Here is a 19,732-nt window from a genome sequence, read left to right on the forward strand (position 1 = left end):
CCGCCCTGCCCCCAGTTTGGCAAACTGCGACCGATCTCCTACATAAGGCGGGACTTTCCCTCAGATCGGACCTTCATGGCCAATTCGACCAAAACAAAACCGGCCAAGCCCAAGAATACCTCAGGGCCAAAGCGCGCCCGCCTGTCCGCAGCTGATCGGCTGCCAACCAAGGATCAGGTGCTCGAAGCGCTGGCCCAGGAAGACAACATCAAGGGCAAGCGGGACCTCGCCAAGGTGTTCGGTATCCGCGGTGACCTGCGCAAGCCATTCAAGGCGTTGCTGGCCGAACTCGAAGGCGACGGCGTCATCACGCGCACCCGCAAGGCGTTGCGCCGCACGGCCGCCCTGCCCCCGGTAACGGTGCTCGACATCCCCGGCGATGCCGACCCGGATGACCTCCACGCCTTCCCAGCCCAGTGGAATATCGAGGAAGGCGACGCCCCCAGGGTCCGCGTGATCGTCAACAGTAAGTCCCGCGTTGTCCCCGCACCGGGCGATCGCATCCTGGCGCGCATCGACGCCGGCGACGACGCCGTTCCGGTCTACACAGCCAAGCCCATGAAGGTGCTCGACAAGCCCCGCCGGGCTCATATCGGCATCGTGCGTCGCGACGAAGAGGGCGCTCGCCTGATCCCCGTCGATCGCAAGCAGAAGGAAATGCGCATTCCCCTCGGCGATCTGGGAGAGGCCAGGGACGGTGATCTGGTCGAGGTCGAGGTGAAGCTCTCTGGCCGCCTCATGATTCCGCGCGCTCGCGTTACCAATGTGGTCGGCAATCCGCATTCGGAAGGCGCGGTCTCTCTCATCGCCATCCACAGCCTTGAAATACCGCACAAGTTCCCGCCGAGCGTCCTGCGTGAGGCCGAGGACGCGAAGGAAGCCACGCTCAAGGGCCGCGAAGACTGGCGCGAGCTGCCGCTGATCACCATCGATCCGCCGGACGCCAAGGATCACGACGACGCCGTCCATGCCATGCTCGACGATGATTCGGCCAATGAAGGCGGCTACGTCGTCACTGTCGCGATTGCCGATGTGGCGGCCTATGTCCTGCCGGGTAGCGCGCTCGACCGCGAGGCGTATCTGCGCGGGAACTCGGTCTATTTCCCCGATCGCGTCGTGCCCATGCTACCGGAGCGCATCTCCAACGAGTTGTGTTCGCTCAAGGAAGGTGTGCCGCGCGCCGCACTGGCCGTGCGCATGGTGTTTGGCGCGGATGGCCGCAAGAAAAGCCACAGCTTCCATCGCATCCTTATGCGGTCGGCCGCCAAGCTGAGTTACCAACAGGCCCAGACCGCGATTGATGGCAATCCAGACGATCAGACTGGTCCCCTTCTCGAGCCGATCCTCAAGCCGCTCTGGGCCGCCTATGCCGCCATGGCCAAGGCACGCGACCAGCGTGGTCCGCTCGATCTCGACCTGCCCGAGCGCAAGATCGTGCTCGACGACAATGGCATGGTGGTGGACATCCGCATTCCCGAGCGCCTCGAGGCGCATCGCCTCATCGAGGAAATGATGATCGCGGCCAATGTGGCCGCCGCCGAGACGCTGGAACACAAGCGCACCGAGCTTCTCTATCGTGTCCATGACGAGCCGTCGTCGGAAAAGCTCCAGGCGCTCCGCGACTTCCTCGGCAGCCTCGACATCTCGGTCAAGAAAACCGACGCCGTCCGCGCCGCCGATTTCAATGGCATACTTGGGCAGGCCCGCAAGGCGGGCAACATCGAGCAGGTTAGTGAGATGGTGCTCCGTAGCCAGGCACAGGCGGAGTACTCAGCCGAAAACTACGGCCATTTCGGTCTTAACCTCGACCGCTACGCCCACTTCACGTCGCCCATCCGCCGCTATGCCGACCTCATCGTGCACCGCGCGCTAATCCGGGCGCTCAACTTGGGTGATGACGGCCTCAGTGATCAGGAGGCGAGCAAACTGCCCGGCATCGCTCAGCACATCTCTGCAACCGAGCGGCGCGCCATGCTGGCCGAGCGCGAGACCTCCGATCGCCTGCTGTCACAGTTCCTCGCCGATCGCATTGGTGCCCGCTTCGAGGGCCGCATCTCCGGCGTTACCCGTTCGGGTCTGTTCGTGCGGCTCCTCGAAACAGGTGCGGATGGCTTCATCCCCGCGTCCACGCTTGGACAGGACTACTATCGCTATGTCGAGGAACGGCAGGCCATGATCGGCGAGCGTAGTGGCGAAACCTTCACCTTGGGTGACCGCGTTACCGTCCGTCTGCTTGAGGCAACTCCTGTTGCCGGCGGATTGCGCTTTGAGCTGCTCTCGGAAGGCAGCCGCGGCATTCCGACATCTGGTCGGCGTCCACACAAGGGACCACGTAAAAGCTTCGGACCCAAGGGTCGCAGAAAGAGATAGCCCGATGACGACAGAACTCAATGTAGCCGAGGATCGCAACACGGGCAGAGCCATGTGGCGCGGCGCCTTGTGCCGCTGCCCGCACTGCGGCCAGGGCAAGATGTTCCGCCGCTATCTCAAGGTCGCCGACCAGTGTGACGTTTGCGGCGAGGAACTGGACCACCATCGCGCTGACGACTTCCCACCCTACATCGCCATCACCATCGTTGGGCACATCATCATCTTCCTGATGCTGCACATGGACATGACCTACCACGTCCAGCCCATCACCTATGTTCTGACCATGGTGCCGCTGGCGATCCTCCTGCCCTTGGCCATACTGCCGTCAATCAAGGGCGCGATCGTGGGGCTGCAGTGGGCCAACCGCATGTATGGCTTCGGCACCGGGCAGCACGACTAGTTACGGGTGGTGCTTTAGCGTCCGACGTCTTCCTCACGACGCCACCGCAACGCCGACCACTCGTCATCCAGAGCGATCGACCGCACCGGTGTCCACCCGGCGTCTTCGATCGGATCCCAGCCCTTGTCCCTGGTCAGCCCCGCCTCTTTGCCTGCTGCGCCCTTGCGAAACCCGGTCCAGAATAATCCGCTCGGCTCCATCACAGCCAAGATTTCCGGCAGCACAGTCGCAACTTCCTGGGGCGTATTGAAGTACCCAAGGAAAGCGTTGCATCTCTCGCTCCGACCAACGATCTCGACCTCTGCGCCTGCTGCCAGTTCTTCGGCCACCGTGGGGGGCACGTTGATCAGCCAGACCCGGTCCCCGGACTTGAGTTGCAGCTTGCGCATGAGTTCCCTGGGCGGTGTCATAGGAGGCTCCGGCTGTTGCTATCGACTTGACAACGGGCCGCAAATCCGTAGGTTGCGCCCAAATTCCGGCGCTGCACCAAGTGCGGCGCCTATCGCTTTGTGAAGGACACCAGCCATGGCCAAGGCCGCCACTATCAAGATCAAGCTCGTCTCGACGGCCGACACCGGCTTTTTCTATGTGACCAAGAAGAATGCTCGTACGCAAACCGACAAGCTGTCGTTCAAGAAGTACGATCCGGTCGTCCGCAAGCACGTTGAATTCAAGGAAGCCAAGATCAAATAATCTGATCTTCATCCTAAACTATCGAGGACCCTCGCAACCTGTTGCGGGGGTTTTTTGTTTTCCAAGCCGCGGCACCGGACGGCCTTGGCTGCGCCGGGGATGACGACTCGAGGATTAGTGCTATAATGAGGAAGGAGTGGCTGGTCCGGAGCGGCATGTCAAAGAGGCCACTCTGTCCGCATCCGGACCAACCGCCCTACGGGACTCAGGAGTTGCGGCGGACCTGAGATGAGCCGTAGGGACTCTGAACGGCCACGCTTTTCTGCGCTCGCCGTGTAAGACAGACACTATTCCAAAGTGCAAAAAGCGCAAGGAAAACCGGCCTTTGTCGGCCGGCAACCGGTTGTTAGCTATAACAGCTAACCCTAACAGCAACAGTTGTACGGAATGGCTCAGGCTGCGTCGAAAATGACGCGGTTCCGTCCTTCACGCTTGGCCCGATATAAGGCGATGTCGGCGCGCTTGAGCAGGCTTTCGGGGGTGTCCGAGAGTGTCTCATTCAGCGCAACGCCGATCGAGATGGTAATCGTCAGGGGGCGCGCTAGCGAAATATCGAACGGCCGCTCGGCGACCGCCTGACGCACGCGTTCGGCGACCGCCTCCGCCTGGCCCGGGTCTGTATCGGGCATCAGGACGACGAACTCTTCGCCGCCGAAACGGCACGCGAGGTCCACCCCACGGATATTGCGCTTGAGCCGCGCAGAGAACTCGCGCAACACCACATCGCCCGCGTCGTGCCCATGCGTGTCGTTGACCGCCTTGAAGAAGTCGATGTCGAGGATCATCAGAGCCATATCCCGCTCCTGGGCCTGCGCCTTGCCCAGCATCAGGTTGAGGTGGCGCTCGAAATAGCGGCGATTGTAGAGCCCCGTCAGTTCGTCAGTCACGGCCAAGGCCATGGTGGAATTGACGCTCTCCCGCAGTTCCATGGCGTAGCGGTGTCGGCGGATCTGGGTGCGGACGCGCGCCGCCAGTTCGTTTCGCTCGACGGGCCGGCTGATGAAGTCGTTGACGCCGAGGTCCAGCGCACGAACCACCCGTGGCTTGTCGGCATCATCGGCCACCAGGATGATCGGCAGGTTGCGCGTGTGGTCGACCGTCCTGATCTGCGAGCACACCCGTAGCGGGTCAAAATCGCCCAGGCTCATGCTGACCAAGGCCAGTTCGTACTTGGCGCCGGTCACCTGAAACACTGCATCGGCCGGTTCTGTCAGCACGTCGACCGAATGTTCAGGTGTTAGATAGCCCCTGATGCGCTCGGCCTGCCGCGCATCGGTATCGATGATTAGGATCGACCCGCCGCTCGCCGAGATGCTGTCCATCGCCCGCAGCGCATCTTCGATGGCGATCTGCTGTCCGGTCAGGGCGCGGGCCCGCAACTCGTCCGTCAGCGATTTTAGACGCGCGAGACTTTTGACCCGCGCCATGAGTTGGGTGTCATCGACCGGCTTTGTCAGGAAGTCATCCGCGCCGGCTTCCAGGCCATTGACCCGGTCCGAGGGCTGATCGAGCGCGGTAATCATCAGCACCGGCACGTGGTGGGTCCGCATGTCCGCCTTCAAGCGGCGGCAGACTTCGAACCCGTCCATGCCGGGCATCATGACGTCGAGCAGCACGATGTCGATGTCGTGCCGCGCACAGATGTCGAGCGCTTCCGGGCCGGAATTTGCCGTGAGCACCTCGAAATATTCGGCCGTCAGCCGGGCTTCGAGCAGGCGCACATTAGTGGGAATATCGTCGACGATCAGAATGCGCGCAGTCACGCCCTTACCCCGGAGTGCATTGGCCCGCCGGGCGTGTACCCCGCCGGCGTCGAGCCATGCCTGAGCCGCCGTCCTCCAGAACCGCCGCCGTCAGGCAGGTCCAATGTAGTGGGCAATGGTTTCCAGAAAGTGAGACACCGATATGGGCTTGGAAATATAGCCCTCGCAGCCGCCTTGCAGGATGCGCTCTTCGTCGCCCTTCATGGCGAAGGCCGTTACGGCAATGACGGGAATATGGGCGAGTTGCTCATCATCCTTGAGCCACTTGGTGACGACAAGTCCCGACACCTCGGGAAGCTGGATATCCATGAGGATCAGGTCGGGCATGTGCGTGCGCGCCAAGTCCAGCGCCTCCATGCCATTGCGCGTCTGGATGACCCGATAACCGCGCGATTCGAGCAGATCGTTGAAGAGCTTCATGTTGAGCTCGTTGTCTTCCACGATCATCACTGTCTTGGGCATCTTACCTCGCTGGCGCGCCGCGCCGACCCGTGGTCCCAGTCCTGCGGGCGGGACGAATCCTTTTGCAGCCCTTCGCTTGCACGCCTATCTGGGCTAGCATGCAACCGTTACAAAACACCAAATGAGGCCGCCTTGCCTGTCCAACCCCGCACGACGCTGGACGTTGCCACATTGGCCGATGCCTGTCTGGGATATCTGGCGGAAAATCCTGATGAATTGCTGGCATTCATGCAGCAGGCGGGATTCGATCCACAGTCGCTGCGGGCCTCCATCGGCTCCTCCAAGTTGCAGCATGGCCTGCTGGATTATTTTGCCGCACACGAGGCTATTCTCCTAGCCCTTTGTGCCAACGCCGGGGTCTCGCCGGAGGCGTTCATGCGTGTCTGGCACAGGATCAACCGGGTGGAGTAAATGGCGCAGGATTGGCTCTGCCGCGATTGTCTGTCCACCGGCAAGGCCGACAGCGAACCCCGCCGCTGCCCCCGATGCGGTTCTCCGCGGGTGCGGGGCCACGATGAACTTCTGTCGCTGTCCATCGCCCACGTCGATTGCGACGCCTTCTACGCCTCTGTCGAGAAGCGGGACGATCCTGCCCTCCGTGACAGGCCTTTGATCATCGGTGGCGGTGTGCGCGGTGTGGTCTCCACTTGCTGCTACATCGCCCGCCAGTCTGGCGTCCGCTCGGCCATGCCCATGTTCAAGGCGCGCCAGCTATGCCCGGACGCTGTGATCATCAAGCCGAACATGGCCAAGTATGTCGATGTCAGCCGCCAGATCCGCAAGCTCATGGACGCGCTCACCCCCCTAGTGGAGCCGATTTCAATCGATGAGGCATTCCTTGACATGACTGGTACCCAGGCGCTGCACAAGGCACCGCCTGCTGTGGTGCTGGCGCGATTTGCCAAGGTGGTCGAAAAGGAAATCGGCGTTACCGTTTCGGTGGGGCTGAGCCACAACAAGTTCCTCGCCAAGGTCGCGTCCGACCTCGACAAGCCTCGCGGCTTTGCCGTGATCGGCGCAGCCGAAACCCTGGCTTTCCTGGCGCCGCGTCCAATCAGCCTCATCTACGGCGTCGGCAAGGTGTTTTCTAAAGCGCTCAAGCGCGATGGCTACGTCACCATCGGTCAGCTCCAGGAGGAAGACCCGGCGCGCTTGATGCGGCTCTATGGTGAGTCGGGAGCGCGGTTGGCCCGGCTCTCGCGCGGGCTGGATGCTCGGCGTGTGGCGCGCGACGGCGAAATGAAGACCATCTCATCCGAGACGACCTTCAACACCGATATGGCAACCCTGGACCAGCTCTCCATCGAACTCCTGAAGGTCAGCGAGCGCCTGTCTGAACGGCTCAAGGCCAGGAACGTTGTGGGCGACACGGTGACTCTGAAGCTCAAGACCGCCGGATTTCGGTTGCGCACGCGCGCCCGACACCTGATGATGCCGACACAGCTTGCCAATGTACTCTACGAGACCGGCATGAGCCTGTTGCGACCTGAGGCCGATGGGACGCCGTTCCGGCTGATCGGCATCGGTGTCTCGGGACTCGAACCGGCCGGCGGTGCAGATCCGGTTGATCTGCTCGAACCGCAGGTGGCCCGCAAGGCAGCGGCCGAACGAGCCATGGACCGTGTCCGGTCCCGGTTTGGCCGCACCGCCGTAGTGCGCGGTAAGCTCTATACGCTCCGGCCCGACTCGCCGTCGCCGCCGATTTCCGAAGAAGAAGCAGAAGACCTCGAAAGCAAGACCAGATGACCGATCCGATCGAAAAGCTCCGCGAGTACGGCTACGAACTCCCCGCCCCCAAAGCGCCCGTCGCCAGCTATGTCCCTGTGACCCGCAGCGGCAATATCGTCTATGTCTCGGGGCAGATTTCGAGCAACGAGCAAGGCGTAGTGCAGGGCCGCCTGGGCGACAATATGAACGTTGTCCAGGGCGGCAATGCCGCCGAACTGGCCGCGATCAACGTTCTGTCTCAGGTCGTCCACATGGCAGGCGTCTCTCTGCACGACATCAAGCGCGTCTTGAAGCTCACGGTGCTCGTCGCTTCCGCGCCGGATTTCTTCGAGCAGCATCTGGTGGCCAACGGCGCCTCCAACTTGATCGTCGGCATCCTCGGCGACAAGGGCAAGCATGCCCGCGCGGCCTTCGGCGTGGCGGCCCTGCCTTTGGGCGCAGCCGTGGAGATCGAGGCAATCGTCGAGGTCTAGCTTCCGGAAAAGGTGAGCCTTGAGGTGGTTGAAGCCCTGACGCGCGGCGCCTAGATTAAACCGACCTTCCTCAAGGCAATCCGGCACAGTGCCCTCCAGCAGCTACACGGCCACCATCCACCCCTCCACCTCCTCCATCTCGGCAGAAGTGTGGAATGCCCTTGCGCCATCGACCGGTGGCGTCGTTGACAACCCCTTCCTCGATCACGCCTTTTTCCTGGCTCTTGAAGAGTCAGGCTGCGCCACTGCGCGCACAGGGTGGCAGCCGCAGCATATCCTGCTCCGCAACGAAGAGGACGAGCCCGTCGGCCTGATGCCGCTGTTCCTCAAGGACCATTCCATGGGCGAATATGTGTTCGACCATGGATGGGCCAATGCGCTCGAGCGCGCCGGCGGGCATTACTACCCCAAGCTACAGGGTTCTGTGCCCTTTACGCCCGCCACGGCGCCCAAGCTTCTCGTTCCCTCGGGCAGCCTCGAAGCCGAGGCCGCCCTGCTGCAGACCGCCCAGCAACTTTGCGGGCAGCGAAAGGCGTCATCAGTCCACCTGACCTTCCTTCCCGAGGAGCAGGCCGATATAGCCGGGGCTGCAGACTGGCTGCGGCGAACGGACACCCAGTTCCACTGGCACAATGAAGGCTTTTCCAGCTTCGAGGACTTCCTCGAAACCCTGGCGTCCCGTAAGCGCAAGACCATCCGCCGCGAGCGCCGCGACGCCCTTGACGACGGCATCAGCGTCCGCTGGCTGACCGGCAGCGACATCACAGAAACCCATTGGGACGCCTTCTTCGCTTTCTACGAGGACACGGGTGCCCGCAAATGGGGCCGCCCGTACCTCAACCGGACCTTCTTTTCGCTCCTTGGCCAGACCATGGCCGACAGGGTCGTCCTCATGCTCGCCTATGACGGAGAAACGCCCATTGCGGGCGCCATCAACTTCCGCGGCAAGGACCGGCTCTACGGCCGCAACTGGGGGGCAGTACGCGACGTGCCCTTCCTCCATTTCGAGGTCTGCTACTACCAGGCCATGGACTATGCCATTGCCCATGGCCTCAAGGTCGTCGAGGCCGGCGCGCAGGGCGAGCACAAGCTGGCCCGAGGCTATTCACCCGTCACTATGCACTCCGCTCACTGGATTGCCCATCCCGGCCTCCGCCAGGCCGTAGCGCAGTACCTGGAGGACGAACGCCCCGCCGTAGAACGCGAACAGGCGGTGCTCGAGAGCTTCACCCCATTTCGCAAGGGTGGGCGTCAGGAGCGCTGACGGCCCGGGCTTGACCGGGCGGCCTGTCGCTTGTCATGCCTTAGGTAGATCCATTCCTGTGGCCGAGTCCCTCATGACCTACGATCAAAACAACATCTTCGCGAAGATCCTCAAGGGCGAAATGTCCTGCCACAAGGTCTACGAGGACGAGACGGCGCTCGTCATGATGGATATCTTCCCTCAGTCACGCGGCCACACGCTCATCATCCCCAAGGCCTCGTCGCGTAACCTCCTTGATGCCGATCCGGCGACGCTTTCGGCCGTCATGCCGCTGGTACAACGCGTTGCACGCGCAGCCATGGTGGCCACCGAGGCGGATGGCGTTCGCGTCATGCAGTTCAACGAGGCGCCGGCCGGCCAGACCGTGTTCCACCTCCACTTCCACGTGATCCCGATCTTCGAAGGCGTGCCCCTGGGAACACATGGCGGCGGCCGGGCCGATGACGCTGAATTGGCCGCGTTGGCCAAGGCAATGGCCGCGCGTCTCTGAGGCGGAAGCTGTCATGACTCCGGCCCGGCCACTCACTCTTGGCATGATCCTCACCGCGACGGCCGGCTTCCTCGACGCCATCGGGTTCGTCGCGCTGGGCGGGTATTACATTTCGTTTATGAGCGGCAACACGACCCAGCTTGGCGCGGCCCTGCCCGCCGGAGAGCTTGGCGTAGTGGTTCTTTCGGCCTCGCTGGTCGTGCTTTTCTTCATCGGAAGCGCCCTTGGCACTCTGGTGGTGCTCGCCAACCCCCGGTGGGGCGCTGCACGGGTGAGCGCCATCATCGCAGCCGGGGTCACGGTTGCGCTTGGCTTGAGCCTCATCGGCCTCTCCATCCCCCGCACAATGTTGATCCTGGCCCTCACGGCCGGCGCACAGAATGCGGTGCTACCGGCGCATGGCGCAGTACGGCTCGGTGCCACTTTCGTGACAGGCACTCTTTACGCCGCCGGGCAGGATTTTGCACTGGCCCTCCGCCGCTTGGCGCCTCCCTTTCGTTGGCTGCAACATCTTGGCGTATGGCTGTCACTGATGGGCGGCGCCGCCCTCGGGGCCTTTGTCTACCGCCACGCAGGGATCGGGGCATTGCTCATCCCGCTCATCATTTACACAGCCTTTGCTGCCGCCAATGGCTGGATTGCTAGCCAAACCAAATGAAAGGCCCGGCTTTTTTCGCCGGGCCTGTCGCGGTCAGTGTGCGATCAGAAGATCCGCATCTTTGCGCTGGTGCACGCCGAGAGAGTCGACAATAGTCGCGCTCGCCTTATTCATGCCAGACAGCGTCACCTCACGACCACTCTTGCGGAACTTCAGCACAGCCTTGTCGATGCTGGCGACGCTCGAAATGCGTCAGCGGCACGTTGGGCAGAAACAGGCTCGGCAAGGCAGTGGGCAGTTCACCCATGTCCCCCACCAGATGGACATCCAATCCGCCGAAATAGACGATCAGCGCCAGCACGACGATGGCGACCAGCGGTGACGGCACCGCTCGCGTAAGGCGCGGGAAGAGGTAGATGATCGCGAGTGCGAGCCCCACCAGCGGATAAGTCATCCACGGCACGCCGATCAGTTCCGGCAGTTGCGCAAGGAAGATGAGGATGGCCAGCGCGTTGACGAAACCTGTCATGACCGATTTGGAGACGAAGCGCATGACGGTGTGGAGCTTGAGATATCCAGCGCCGATCTGCACCACGCCGGCGAGCAAAGTCGCCGCAATCAGATAGTCGAAGCCATGCTCGCGCACGAGCGACCCCATCAGCACGGCCGTGGCTGCCGTCGCGGCCGAGATCATGGCGGGCCGGCCGCCGAAGATCGATATGACAATGGCGATCACCACAGAGGCGTACAGCCCCACCTTGGGATCGACCCCCGCAATGATGGAAAAGGCGATGGCTTCGGGTACGAGAGCCATGGCGACGACGAGACCGGAAAGCACATCGCCGCGGACATTCCGCACCCATTCGGCGCGGTAATTTGCAAAGTTGAATATGAACAAGACCTAGGGCGCCGGCGGCACTCTCGTGCGGCAAAGACAGGCGCGATAATTCTTGTGACCGGGGGATAGGCGCCCGGAGAAGCCACCCGGGCGAAAGCCGGGTCCGACGATCACCGGCTTATACGCAGTTTCCAGCCATGAACTCAAGCCGTCGACAAGGCAGCGTCATCGGGATCTATCCCGATGACGCTATCGAGCGCGTCCACAGCCGACCGAGTGGGTCCGGCCGTCAGTAATTTGCTCCCCCGCCGATCTGCCGCAGTTCGAGAGTGACGTTGGGCAGCCCGTGGTCGATGTGCATCTGCATGAACTCGCCAGCCAGTTTGGTCGCGGCGGTTAGGTCCGGCGCTTCGAAGACGGCGTACCCACCGAGGACTTCCTTGGCCTCGGCGAACGGTCCGTCGGTGACAACGATTTCCCCGCTGTGCCCCATCAGCCGCTTGCCCTCCTTGGCAGGCTGCAGCCCGCCCGTAGAAACCAGACTTCCTGACTTGAGGTTCCTCTCCATCCACGGACCCATCGCATCCATCAGGCCCTGCGGCACCTGCTCCGGTTTGAGATCGGCCGGCGGAATGATGGACATGAAGTAACGCATTGGATGTCTCCTTGGTTGGGCAGCGCCCTCTGCTGCCGTCTGCTTTTCTGACGAACGAGCCGGGCGCAGATCGACATGAAGCGCAATTTTTTCTCACCGCAACGCCACCCCGGCCCATCCCGAGTTTTGGGACAGGCGGCAACCTGCGCTGACACCCTCGAGGGCAAGGACCAACGGTCCAGAAGAAAGGCCGGGATCGCTCCCGGCCTTTCGCATCAGTTGTCCTTATTCGCTGTTGCCTTGGGCTTTTTCGGCTTTGGCAGCGCCTTTGGTTTGGCCGGGCGCGGGGGCACCGCGACCAGTTCGAGCTTGGCATCGCTCCCCTCGCCCACCACCGCGACGGTGACAGAGCCGCCGTTGACCAGCTCACCAAATAGCACCTGATCAGCCAGGGGCTTCTTGATGTGCTCCTGGATCACACGCCCCAGCGGACGCGCGCCCATGCGCTCATCGTAGCCTCGCTCGGCCAGCCAGTCGGCAGCTTCCGGAGTGAGGTTGATCGTGACACCGCGTTCGGCCAACTGGCCTTCGAGCTGCAGCACGAACTTTTCCACGACGCGGCGCACAACTTCCCGCGGCAGCGGCGCAAACGAGATGATGGCGTCGAGCCGGTTGCGGAACTCGGGCGAGAAGGTGCGGTTGATCGCATCCTCGTCGTCCCCCTGCTCGCGCTTGCGGCCAAAGCCGATCGGCGAGCGAGCCAGTTCAGCGGCACCCACGTTCGACGTCATGATCAGGATGACATTGCGGAAATCGACCGCCTTGCCATTGTGATCGGTCAGCTTGCCGTGGTCCATCACCTGCAACAGGATGTTGTAGAGGTCCGGATGGGCCTTCTCGATTTCGTCGAGCAGCACGACGCAGTGGGGATGCTGGTCAACGCCATCGGTGAGAAGACCACCCTGGTCGAACCCGACATAGCCCGGAGGCGCGCCGATCAAACGGCTGATCGTGTGGCGTTCCATGTACTCGGACATGTCGAACCGCAGCAGTTCTACGCCGAGCGTATCGGCGAGTTGCTTGGCCACTTCCGTCTTGCCCACACCGGTTGGGCCGGTGAAGAGGTAGGAGCCGATCGGCTTCTCCGGTTCGCGCAGGCCAGCACGCGCCAACTTGATGGCCGAGGACAGCGCCGTAATCGCATCGTCCTGACCGAACACCACCGTCTTGAGGCTCTTTTCGAGCCCCGAAAGCAGTTCGGCATCCGACTTCGACACAGACTTCGGCGGGATGCGCGCAATCGTGGCAATCGTTGCCTCGATGTCCTCGACGTCGATGGTTTGCTTGCGCTGGTCCTCGGGCAGCAACATCTGGCTCGCGCCTGTCTCGTCGATCACGTCGATCGCCTTGTCGGGCAGCTTGCGGTCGTTGATGTAGCGCGCGCTCAATTCCACGGCAGCCTTGAGGGCGTCGTCCGTGTACTTGATCTTGTGAAAAGTTTCGAAATAGGGCCGCAAACCTTTCACGATCTCGATCGCATCGGGAACCGTAGGCTCGTTGACATCGATCTTCTGGAAGCGCCGCACCAAAGCGCGGTCCTTCTCGAAGAACTGGCGGTACTCCTTGTAGGTCGTCGAACCGATGCAGCGGATCGCTCCGCTGGCCAGGGCCGGCTTGAGCAGGTTCGACGCGTCCAGAGCGCCACCCGAGGTCGCGCCGGCACCGATCATCGTATGAATTTCATCGATGAAGAGCACCGCATTCGGCATCTTCTCGAGTTCCTTCATCACCGCTTTCAGGCGCTCTTCAAAATCGCCGCGATAGCGGGTGCCGGCCAGCAGCGAACCCATATCGAGTGCGTAGATAACCGCGTCCTCGAGCACCTCGGGGACTTCCTTTTCGACGATCTTGCGAGCAAGGCCCTCGGCGATCGCGGTCTTGCCGACGCCCGCGTCACCCACGTAGATCGGGTTGTTCTTGGACCGGCGGCACAGCACCTGAATGGTGCGGCGCAGTTCGGCATCGCGGCCGATCAATGGGTCGATCTTGCCCTGCCTGGCTTTCTCGTTGAGGTTGACGCAGAAGTCGGCCAGGGCCGAACTCTTCTTGCCCTCCGAGCCCCCCTCGCTGCTGCCTTCGCCGTCTTCCGCGCCCCGCACCTTGCGCTCCTCGCTGGGGCCAGACTTGGTGATGCCGTGCGAAATGAAATTCACGGCGTCGAGGCGGCTCATATCCTGCTGTTCAAGGAAATATGCCGCATGGCTTTCGCGCTCGGCGAAAATGGCCACCAGCACATTGGCTCCGGTCACTTCTTCGCGGCCAGATGACTGGACGTGAATCACAGCGCGCTGGATTACGCGCTGGAAGGCGGCCGTCGGCCTGGCATCCTGTCCGCCGCTGACGATCAGGCTATCCAGTTCCTCGTTGATGAAATCTTCCAGATCGCTCTTGAGCGCGTCGATGTCGACATCGCAGCCGGTGAGCACGGCGATCGTTTCGCGGTCGTCGGTCAGGGCCAGCAACAGATGCTCAAGAGTAGCGAACTCGTGGTTGCGCTCACGGGCCAGGTTCATCGCCTGGTGCAGAGCCTTTTCCAGTCCGCGGGAAAATGAGGGCATATGATGTTCCTATTGCTTTTCCATCACGCATTGCAGCGGATGCTGGTTCTTGCGTGCCGTATCCATAACGCGCGTCACCTTCGTTTCGGCGACCTCGTATGGATATACGCCGCACTCACCCACCCCCTTTTGGTGCACGTGCAGCATGATGCGCATGGCGTCTTCGCGTGACTTGTTGAAGACGTCCTGCAGCACCAGAACGACGAACTCCATCGGCGTGTAGTCGTCGTTGAGCAGAAGAACCCGATAAAGGCTCGGCCGCTTTGTTTTGGGACGCGTCTTGGTCACCGTCCCGGTTTCGAAATTGGCGTCGTCCCCGCCCTTGCGGCCGCCACCGTCATCGTTCGGCCCCGCATGGACGCGTGGAAGCAGTTCGCTTGATAGCAGCTCGATGGCGGGATTATGGGCGGGCATTTCGGGAGTCTGGGTCATGGCAGTCGCACTGTCGCTGGAGAGACGAAGCAGCTTGGTCGGACCCATTATGTAGGCAAAAACGGCCCGGTGTTAAGGGCAATCGGTTCTCGAAAGTGTGAGCGCCTCTTCCCGGGCAATTCGTTCCGATCCCCAATGGCCATCAACTTTTGTCATCTGCGGCCCAAGGGTGACGCCTCGCCACAAATCGACGGCATTTTACGGATTCGTAACGGCGGATCGCTAACCTCTTTCCCAGTCAGTCTGCTGCGGCACCAGAAGCACGCCACGGCAATAAGTTGCGTACGGGCTCGAGGCGGGCCCGATGTTTAGTAATTGGAGTACCGAGTGATTTTCTCGGCGAAGACCCCGTGGCGCGTCACCTTTTTCCGCGCCGTTGCCGCCCTTTTCGTGGTGCTGGCCTTCGGCCTTCAATCCGCTGCACCCGCCAGCGCCATAGAGAACCTCCGCAAATATGCGGGTATTGTGGTCGACGCGAAGTCGGGCCAGGTGCTTTACGAGGAAAGCGGCGACTCCCGCCGATATCCTGCTTCCGTCACGAAAGTGATGACGCTTTACATCCTGTTCCAGGAGCTGAGCGCAGGAAATATCAGCCTCTCCACCAAGATGCCCGTGTCCAAACATGCCGCGGCAGCCGTCCCGACCAAGCTCGGCCTCAAGGCGGGCTCGACCATCTCAGTCGAGAACGCCATCAAGTCGCTGGTTACCCTCTCCGCCAACGACATGGCGCGGGTGATCGCCGAATATATCTCCGGCAGCGAAGAGAAGTTTGCTGAGCGCATGACCGCGACGGCCCGGGCCATGGGCATGCGCAACACCACCTATCGCAACGCCTCGGGCCTGCCTGATGGCGGCCAGATCACCACGGTCCGGGACCAGGCCATCCTGGGCATCGCCATCTACCAGCACTTCCCGAAGTACTATGAGTATTTCCAGACCAAGTCGTTCAGCTACAACGGGCGCACCTACGGCAACCACAACCGGGTGCTGGGGTACATGGGTATCGTCGACGGCATCAAGACGGGCTACATCAATGCCGCCGGCTCCAATCTGTTGACGGCAGCCCGCGGCAACAACCGCCACATTGTGGTCGTGGCCTTTGGGTTCAACTCGGCTGCCTCGCGCGATGAGAAGGTCCGCCAGCTCGTGCGCACCTACTTCGAGAAGGGCCGTCGCGGCGACTATCTGCAGACTGCCATGGTCCCCATGCCTGGCCGCCAGGGCAATGTTCGCGTCGCGGTCGCGCAGCCGGCCCAACCGGTGTTCGCCATGCCAATGCCCCTTCCCGGTTTCCGCCTTGCGGAACTGGCGGCCCGCAATGGAGCTCGCCCGCAGCCGCAGCCCGAGATCGCCGTGGCCAGCCTTGCCCCCGCACCAATGCCGGCACCGGCGCCCCAGTCCGCTGCACAAGCAGCCGGGGCCCTTGCGGCACCCACGCAGGCACCGCAACCTGTTTATCCGAGCCAGGATATCATCGGTGCGTGGCTGAGCGACACCTACAAACTCGGCGCCCCTCCGGCAGCGCTTGGGCAGACCATGCCGTCCGCACCGCTTTCCATCGATGGTACCACGACGCAGTCCGTCACCACCTCCGGTGCGCCGTCAGCGACCCCTGTCGGCGGCTGGGTCGTGCAGGTCGGCGCAGGCCCGTCGGAAGACAGTGCGCGCGCCATGCTATCCAGTGCGGCCAGCAAGGTCGGCGGCCTCGGCGATTTCCGCTCCTATGTCGAGCGCTTCGAAAAGAACGGCCAGACCTTTTATCGTGCCCGCTTCATCGGCTTTGGTGATCGCGATACCGCGGCAGCCATGTGCAGCCGGCTCAAGGACAGCAATCTGGCGTGTCTGGCCATGGAAGGTTGACGACATCTGAAATCGGCACGGCGGAACAACCGCCGGCCACCCTGGGGAAGCCCTATTGGTGCCTGTGTTTGGAGTAGCCCAATGAGCGAACGGAATGCCCTTATCGAGCTGGCGGGGTTTATCGGCCGCTCACCCCTGGCCTCACCCGATATGGGCGCCCGAAACAAGGCGTTGGGTGGGGTAACCGAGCGGATGCTCCCGCGACAGCGCCGCTCTGTCTCGGATCTGCTCGCCGTGGTCATGACCCTTTCGGCACGGACGCGGCGCATGGTGCAGGATCCGGTCCACGTCGAAATCGACGTATTTGCTCCTGGTGGCAAACGCGCCCTGCGGATCACCTTCGGAGACCGCTGAAAACCCAACGGGGCCTTTCGGCCCCGCTTGCTTTTCTATACCAGCGCTACGATCTCACGCCGGCGCCACACAAAGAGATAAAGCGCCCCCTGGCACAGCATCATAACGGTGAAGCTCGTTGCATAGGCCACCCAGATGCCGGTGATGCCCAGCGCCGTCTGGCTGAGCCACAGGGCACCCGGCAGTTCCACCAGCAGGATGCAGGCGAGCGAAATCGCCATGGGCCAGTAGACCATGCCGCTGGCGCGCATCATCCCTGAGAACACCACGCCCCAGCCGAAGGGAACGATGCTCCAGAGCACGACGAACAACAGGTGCTCGGTCAGATCTATGACCTCTGGGTCGGTAATAAAAAGGGCCACCAGGTTCTGGCTGAAGAGGTAAGCGAGAACCACCAGCGTCCCGGTGATGATGAGGTTGAGCGTCAGTCCCGTCTTCGTGATGGGCGAAAGCTGGTCCATCTGCCGGGCGCCGATGGCTTGCGCCCCGAAGATGGAGGCGGCGATGCCGATCGACATGGCGGGAAACTGCACATAGTTCAGCACCTGGTTGAGGGCGCCGTAGGCCGCCGTGGCGTTCGAGCCGAAACGGTTGACCACGCCGACAACCACGATGCCCGAAACCGAAGCCACCACCATTTGCAGCCCCGCCGGGACCCCGAGCTTGAGGATCAGCCCCAGGAGGGCGAAGTCGGGTTTGAGCTTGCGCAGGAGGGTTGCATCGGGCGCCAATGGCAGTTTGCGCGCCCGCATATAGAAGAAGAGGAAGATCAGCACCACGACGAAGCCGGCGATGAACGCAATGGCGGCGGCATTGACGCCCAGTTGTGGCAGTCCCCACCACCCCTGGATGAGCGCCGGCGTGAGAATTACACCCACCACCAGGGAGAGGATCAGCGACAGAAGCGGCGTGATTGTGTCGCCCACCCCGCGCAGGAAGGACGTGACGATGAGGAAGACGAAGAAGCCGGGCATACCGATGAACATGATGCGTCCATAGCCGATCGCGGCCTGCCGGATGTCTTCGGGCGCCCCGAGCAGCGCCATGATCTGTTCGATCCAGATGCCGCCGATAAGCGCCACGATGCATCCCAGCACGAAGGCCGTGGTGATGGAGGTGCCCGCCACCTGTTTCACGCGCTCCAGGTTCCGCGCGCCCCACGCCTGCCCGATCAGGATTGTGGAGCCCGCGCTGAGGCCGATGATAAAGCTGATGAGAAAGAACAGGATGGGGAAGAATGTCGCCAGCGAGGCCAGCGCATTCACGCCGATCATCTGGCCGATAAAGATGGAATTGAACGTCCCCGATAGGGCCTGCAGGATATTCGAGGCCATGAGGGGAATGAGAAACAGGCTGAACCGCTGCCAGAGCGGTCTGGTGGTCGGCTGCATGGGATTCCTCCGCGCGCGAATGGCATTTTCTATGGCGGTCTTGGGCACGCCCCGGACGAATGAGATTCGGGGACCTTTTCGCATCGGCATAATGGGTGCCGCTGCTGGCTGGACGGGCGCTGGAGGCAGGCAAGGCCGCGGCAGGTCGTTTACGCTCGCCGATTTTGATCGTCAACGTCCGTTAGGTGATGCGCCGACGCCCGTGGCCGGGTAAGGAACCGCCATGTCCACCTTGCTCCGCACCTCCCCCCAGGATCAATTCTTCGCCGGCGCTCGTGCCTGTGTGCCTGTCGCCGTCTCCGTCGCCGCCTATGGGCTTGTCTGGGGCGTACTTGCCCGTGGCGCCGGGCTTAGCCCGCTTGAGGTGGTGCTGATGAGCGGCCTCGTCTTTGCTGGCTCCGCCCAGTTCGTGGCGCTTGACCAGTGGAACCAGGTGCCGGCCCTGCTGCCCATCGGCCCTTTGATCCTGGCGGCCTTCATCGTCAACTTGCGCTATCTTCTGCTGACCGCGACACTGAGACCGCTGTTTCCTGAACGGCGCCTCGGCTGGCGTTCCCTCAGCATGTACCTCGTCACCGACGAGAACTGGGCCATGACAGTGGCCGCGATGGCGCGCGGCGAGGGCAGCATCGCCTTCCTGATGGGCGGCGGCGCACTCGCCTTCTGCTCGTGGATGCTGACAAACCTGGTGGGCTACGGCCTCGGCTCCGCCATCGACGACCCCTCTCGCTGGGGTCTAGACTTTGCCTTCACCGCAACCTTCCTCGCGCTTCTGCTCGGCATGTGGAAAGGGCGGCAGGACATCGTTCCGTGGCTGGTCGCTGGCTTGGCGGCCATCCTCACCTCCAAGGTGATCGGCGGGAGTTGGCACATCCTCGTCGGCGGCATCGTCGGCAGCCTGGCAGGCGCTACCCTGGAGTGGAGGCGTTCGCGTGTACACCAGTCCTGAAGCGCTATTGGCCATCTTGGGCATGGCCGTGGCGACCATCGCCATAAAGGTCAGTGGATTGTTACTGGCCGATCGCCTGCCGCGGCAGGGGTTCGCGGCTGCTTGGCTGCGTCACATTCCGGGCGCCGTGCTCGCCGCCCTGGTGGCGCCGGCACTGGCGACGGGCAACCTGGCGGAAGTCGCCGCTGCGCTCGTCACCGGCGGCACGTTCCTCTTGTTCCGCAATCTCTTCCTGGCCATGGCGGCAGGCGTCGCCACGGTGTTCCTGGTCAGGATGCTGGTTGGCGCCTGATATCAGATTGATTTGCGGAAAGTGGTGCCCCCCGCCGGACTCGAACCGGCACGCCTCGCGGCGGAGGATTTTGAGTCCTCTGCGTCTACCATTCCGCCAGAGGGGCATCCGATGGGCTGCCTAGCATTCGGCTCGCCGGCGCTCAAGGGCTATTGTCGCTAA

The 19,732-nt window shown here is 62.5% G+C and carries 20 protein-coding genes, 1 tRNA gene, 1 pseudogene and 1 other annotated feature; of the genes and pseudogenes, 13 read left to right on the forward strand and 9 right to left on the reverse strand.

Annotated elements, in window-relative coordinates; all coding sequences use genetic code 11:
- The first annotated feature begins 75 nt into the window (after positions 1-75).
- On the forward strand, positions 76-2,370 hold the full coding sequence (gene rnr / locus IC608_RS04295; protein ID WP_191772918.1) for a ribonuclease R: 2,295 nt from the start codon (positions 76-78) through the stop codon (positions 2,368-2,370).
- 4 nt (positions 2,371-2,374) lie between these two features.
- Complete coding sequence (locus IC608_RS04300) at positions 2,375-2,770, forward strand: DUF983 domain-containing protein (protein WP_191772919.1); 396 nt, start codon at positions 2,375-2,377, stop codon at positions 2,768-2,770.
- Positions 2,771-2,784: 14 nt separating this feature from the next.
- On the opposite strand, the gene IC608_RS04305 is transcribed toward IC608_RS04300, so the two are convergent.
- Positions 2,785-3,180 (reverse strand): hypothetical protein, encoded by a 396-nt coding sequence (locus tag IC608_RS04305; protein WP_191772920.1) that lies wholly within the window; start codon positions 3,178-3,180, stop codon positions 2,785-2,787.
- 115 nt (positions 3,181-3,295) lie between these two features.
- Between IC608_RS04305 and rpmG the strand changes: the two genes are divergently transcribed.
- On the forward strand, positions 3,296-3,463 hold the full coding sequence (gene rpmG, locus IC608_RS04310; protein ID WP_191772921.1) for a 50S ribosomal protein L33: 168 nt from the start codon (positions 3,296-3,298) through the stop codon (positions 3,461-3,463).
- A 392-nt stretch (positions 3,464-3,855) separates the two neighbouring features.
- On the opposite strand, the gene IC608_RS04315 is transcribed toward rpmG, so the two are convergent.
- Entirely contained in the window at positions 3,856-5,226 is a 1,371-nt protein-coding gene (locus IC608_RS04315; RefSeq protein WP_191772922.1) for a PleD family two-component system response regulator, read from the reverse strand.
- A 90-nt stretch (positions 5,227-5,316) separates the two neighbouring features.
- Complete coding sequence (locus tag IC608_RS04320) at positions 5,317-5,688, reverse strand: response regulator (protein ID WP_191772923.1); 372 nt, start codon at positions 5,686-5,688, stop codon at positions 5,317-5,319.
- Positions 5,689-5,820: 132 nt separating this feature from the next.
- On the opposite strand from IC608_RS04320, the gene IC608_RS04325 reads away from it, so the two are divergent.
- The 6 genes from IC608_RS04325 to IC608_RS04350 all read left to right on the forward strand — a co-directional run bounded on the left by IC608_RS04325 (position 5,821) and on the right by IC608_RS04350 (position 10,301).
- A complete protein-coding gene (locus IC608_RS04325) occupies positions 5,821-6,099 on the forward strand; it encodes a DUF3572 family protein (RefSeq protein ID WP_191772924.1) in 279 nt (92 codons plus the stop codon).
- The gene (locus tag IC608_RS04330; protein ID WP_191772925.1) at positions 6,100-7,434 is read left to right on the forward strand and encodes a DNA polymerase IV; all 1,335 of its coding nucleotides are present in this window, start codon (positions 6,100-6,102) and stop codon (positions 7,432-7,434) included.
- The gene (locus tag IC608_RS04335; RefSeq protein ID WP_191772927.1) at positions 7,431-7,889 is read left to right on the forward strand and encodes a RidA family protein; all 459 of its coding nucleotides are present in this window, start codon (positions 7,431-7,433) and stop codon (positions 7,887-7,889) included. Before IC608_RS04330 ends, IC608_RS04335 begins: the two co-directional genes overlap by 4 nt.
- 88 nt (positions 7,890-7,977) lie before the next feature.
- The gene (locus tag IC608_RS04340) at positions 7,978-9,153 is read left to right on the forward strand and encodes a GNAT family N-acetyltransferase (RefSeq protein WP_191772929.1); all 1,176 of its coding nucleotides are present in this window, start codon (positions 7,978-7,980) and stop codon (positions 9,151-9,153) included.
- Between the two features lie 73 nt (positions 9,154-9,226).
- Positions 9,227-9,643 (forward strand): HIT family protein, encoded by a 417-nt coding sequence (locus tag IC608_RS04345; protein WP_191772931.1) that lies wholly within the window; start codon positions 9,227-9,229, stop codon positions 9,641-9,643.
- Positions 9,644-9,656: 13 nt separating this feature from the next.
- Complete coding sequence (locus tag IC608_RS04350) at positions 9,657-10,301, forward strand: YoaK family protein (protein WP_191772933.1); 645 nt, start codon at positions 9,657-9,659, stop codon at positions 10,299-10,301.
- Between the two features lie 193 nt (positions 10,302-10,494).
- Here IC608_RS04350 and IC608_RS04355 read toward each other — a convergent pair.
- From IC608_RS04355 to clpS, 4 genes and pseudogenes are all read right to left on the reverse strand, one after another.
- Positions 10,495-11,133 (reverse strand): annotated as a pseudogene (locus IC608_RS04355) (SulP family inorganic anion transporter); the annotation flags it as partial.
- Between the two features lie 58 nt (positions 11,134-11,191).
- Positions 11,192-11,247, reverse strand: a sequence feature (sul1 is cis-regulatory element that is thought to sense ions involved in sulfur or methionine metabolism; They are found in Alphaproteobacteria).
- A 121-nt stretch (positions 11,248-11,368) separates the two neighbouring features.
- Positions 11,369-11,734, reverse strand: a complete 366-nt coding sequence (locus tag IC608_RS04360) for a YciI family protein (protein ID WP_191772937.1) — start codon at positions 11,732-11,734, stop codon at positions 11,369-11,371.
- 215 nt (positions 11,735-11,949) lie between these two features.
- Positions 11,950-14,292 carry an ATP-dependent Clp protease ATP-binding subunit ClpA gene (gene clpA, locus IC608_RS04365; protein WP_191772939.1) on the reverse strand — a complete coding sequence of 781 codons (2,343 nt, stop codon included), beginning with the start codon at positions 14,290-14,292 and terminating at the stop codon, positions 11,950-11,952.
- A 9-nt stretch (positions 14,293-14,301) separates the two neighbouring features.
- Positions 14,302-14,706: an ATP-dependent Clp protease adapter ClpS gene (gene clpS / locus IC608_RS04370; protein WP_191773783.1), complete on the reverse strand. Its 405-nt coding sequence runs from the start codon at positions 14,704-14,706 to the stop codon at positions 14,302-14,304.
- 345 nt (positions 14,707-15,051) lie between these two features.
- On the opposite strand from clpS, the gene IC608_RS04375 reads away from it, so the two are divergent.
- Together IC608_RS04375 and IC608_RS04380 are read left to right on the forward strand one after the other, a co-directional pair.
- On the forward strand, positions 15,052-16,584 hold the full coding sequence (locus IC608_RS04375; RefSeq protein ID WP_191772941.1) for an SPOR domain-containing protein: 1,533 nt from the start codon (positions 15,052-15,054) through the stop codon (positions 16,582-16,584).
- 81 nt (positions 16,585-16,665) lie between these two features.
- Positions 16,666-16,938, forward strand: coding sequence for a hypothetical protein (locus IC608_RS04380; RefSeq protein ID WP_191772943.1), 273 nt, complete (start codon positions 16,666-16,668; stop codon positions 16,936-16,938).
- A gap of 35 nt (positions 16,939-16,973) precedes the next feature.
- On the opposite strand, the gene IC608_RS04385 is transcribed toward IC608_RS04380, so the two are convergent.
- Complete coding sequence (locus IC608_RS04385) at positions 16,974-18,329, reverse strand: MATE family efflux transporter (protein WP_191772945.1); 1,356 nt, start codon at positions 18,327-18,329, stop codon at positions 16,974-16,976.
- A 223-nt stretch (positions 18,330-18,552) separates the two neighbouring features.
- On the opposite strand from IC608_RS04385, the gene IC608_RS04390 reads away from it, so the two are divergent.
- Both IC608_RS04390 and IC608_RS04395 read left to right on the forward strand, forming a co-directional pair.
- Positions 18,553-19,278 carry an AzlC family ABC transporter permease gene (locus tag IC608_RS04390; protein ID WP_191772947.1) on the forward strand — a complete coding sequence of 242 codons (726 nt, stop codon included), beginning with the start codon at positions 18,553-18,555 and terminating at the stop codon, positions 19,276-19,278.
- A complete protein-coding gene (locus tag IC608_RS04395; protein WP_191772949.1) occupies positions 19,262-19,570 on the forward strand; it encodes an AzlD domain-containing protein in 309 nt (102 codons plus the stop codon). The genes IC608_RS04390 and IC608_RS04395 overlap by 17 nt, the downstream gene beginning before the upstream one ends.
- Positions 19,571-19,592: 22 nt before the next feature.
- Here the strand turns inward: IC608_RS04395 and IC608_RS04400 are convergent.
- Positions 19,593-19,676: transfer RNA gene (locus IC608_RS04400), tRNA-Leu, on the reverse strand.
- Positions 19,677-19,732: the final 56 nt, after the last annotated feature.

The sequence above is a fragment of the Devosia oryzisoli genome, assembly GCF_014837245.1.
Lineage (GTDB): Bacteria > Pseudomonadota > Alphaproteobacteria > Rhizobiales > Devosiaceae > Devosia > Devosia oryzisoli.

Coding starts and splice junctions, on each gene's coding strand:
- rnr (WP_191772918.1), top strand. CDS start 76: ATGGCCAATTCGACCAAAACAAAACCGGCCAAGCCCAAGAATACCTCA.
- IC608_RS04300 (WP_191772919.1), top strand. CDS start 2,375: ATGACGACAGAACTCAATGTAGCCGAGGATCGCAACACGGGCAGAGCC.
- IC608_RS04305 (WP_191772920.1), bottom strand. CDS start 3,180: ATGACACCGCCCAGGGAACTCATGCGCAAGCTGCAACTCAAGTCCGGG.
- rpmG (WP_191772921.1), top strand. CDS start 3,296: ATGGCCAAGGCCGCCACTATCAAGATCAAGCTCGTCTCGACGGCCGAC.
- IC608_RS04320 (WP_191772923.1), bottom strand. CDS start 5,688: ATGCCCAAGACAGTGATGATCGTGGAAGACAACGAGCTCAACATGAAG.
- IC608_RS04330 (WP_191772925.1), top strand. CDS start 6,100: ATGGCGCAGGATTGGCTCTGCCGCGATTGTCTGTCCACCGGCAAGGCC.
- IC608_RS04335 (WP_191772927.1), top strand. CDS start 7,431: ATGACCGATCCGATCGAAAAGCTCCGCGAGTACGGCTACGAACTCCCC.
- IC608_RS04345 (WP_191772931.1), top strand. CDS start 9,227: ATGACCTACGATCAAAACAACATCTTCGCGAAGATCCTCAAGGGCGAA.
- IC608_RS04350 (WP_191772933.1), top strand. CDS start 9,657: ATGACTCCGGCCCGGCCACTCACTCTTGGCATGATCCTCACCGCGACG.
- IC608_RS04360 (WP_191772937.1), bottom strand. CDS start 11,734: ATGCGTTACTTCATGTCCATCATTCCGCCGGCCGATCTCAAACCGGAG.
- clpA (WP_191772939.1), bottom strand. CDS start 14,292: ATGCCCTCATTTTCCCGCGGACTGGAAAAGGCTCTGCACCAGGCGATG.
- clpS (WP_191773783.1), bottom strand. CDS start 14,706: ATGCCCGCCCATAATCCCGCCATCGAGCTGCTATCAAGCGAACTGCTT.
- IC608_RS04380 (WP_191772943.1), top strand. CDS start 16,666: ATGAGCGAACGGAATGCCCTTATCGAGCTGGCGGGGTTTATCGGCCGC.
- IC608_RS04385 (WP_191772945.1), bottom strand. CDS start 18,329: ATGCAGCCGACCACCAGACCGCTCTGGCAGCGGTTCAGCCTGTTTCTC.
- IC608_RS04390 (WP_191772947.1), top strand. CDS start 18,553: ATGTCCACCTTGCTCCGCACCTCCCCCCAGGATCAATTCTTCGCCGGC.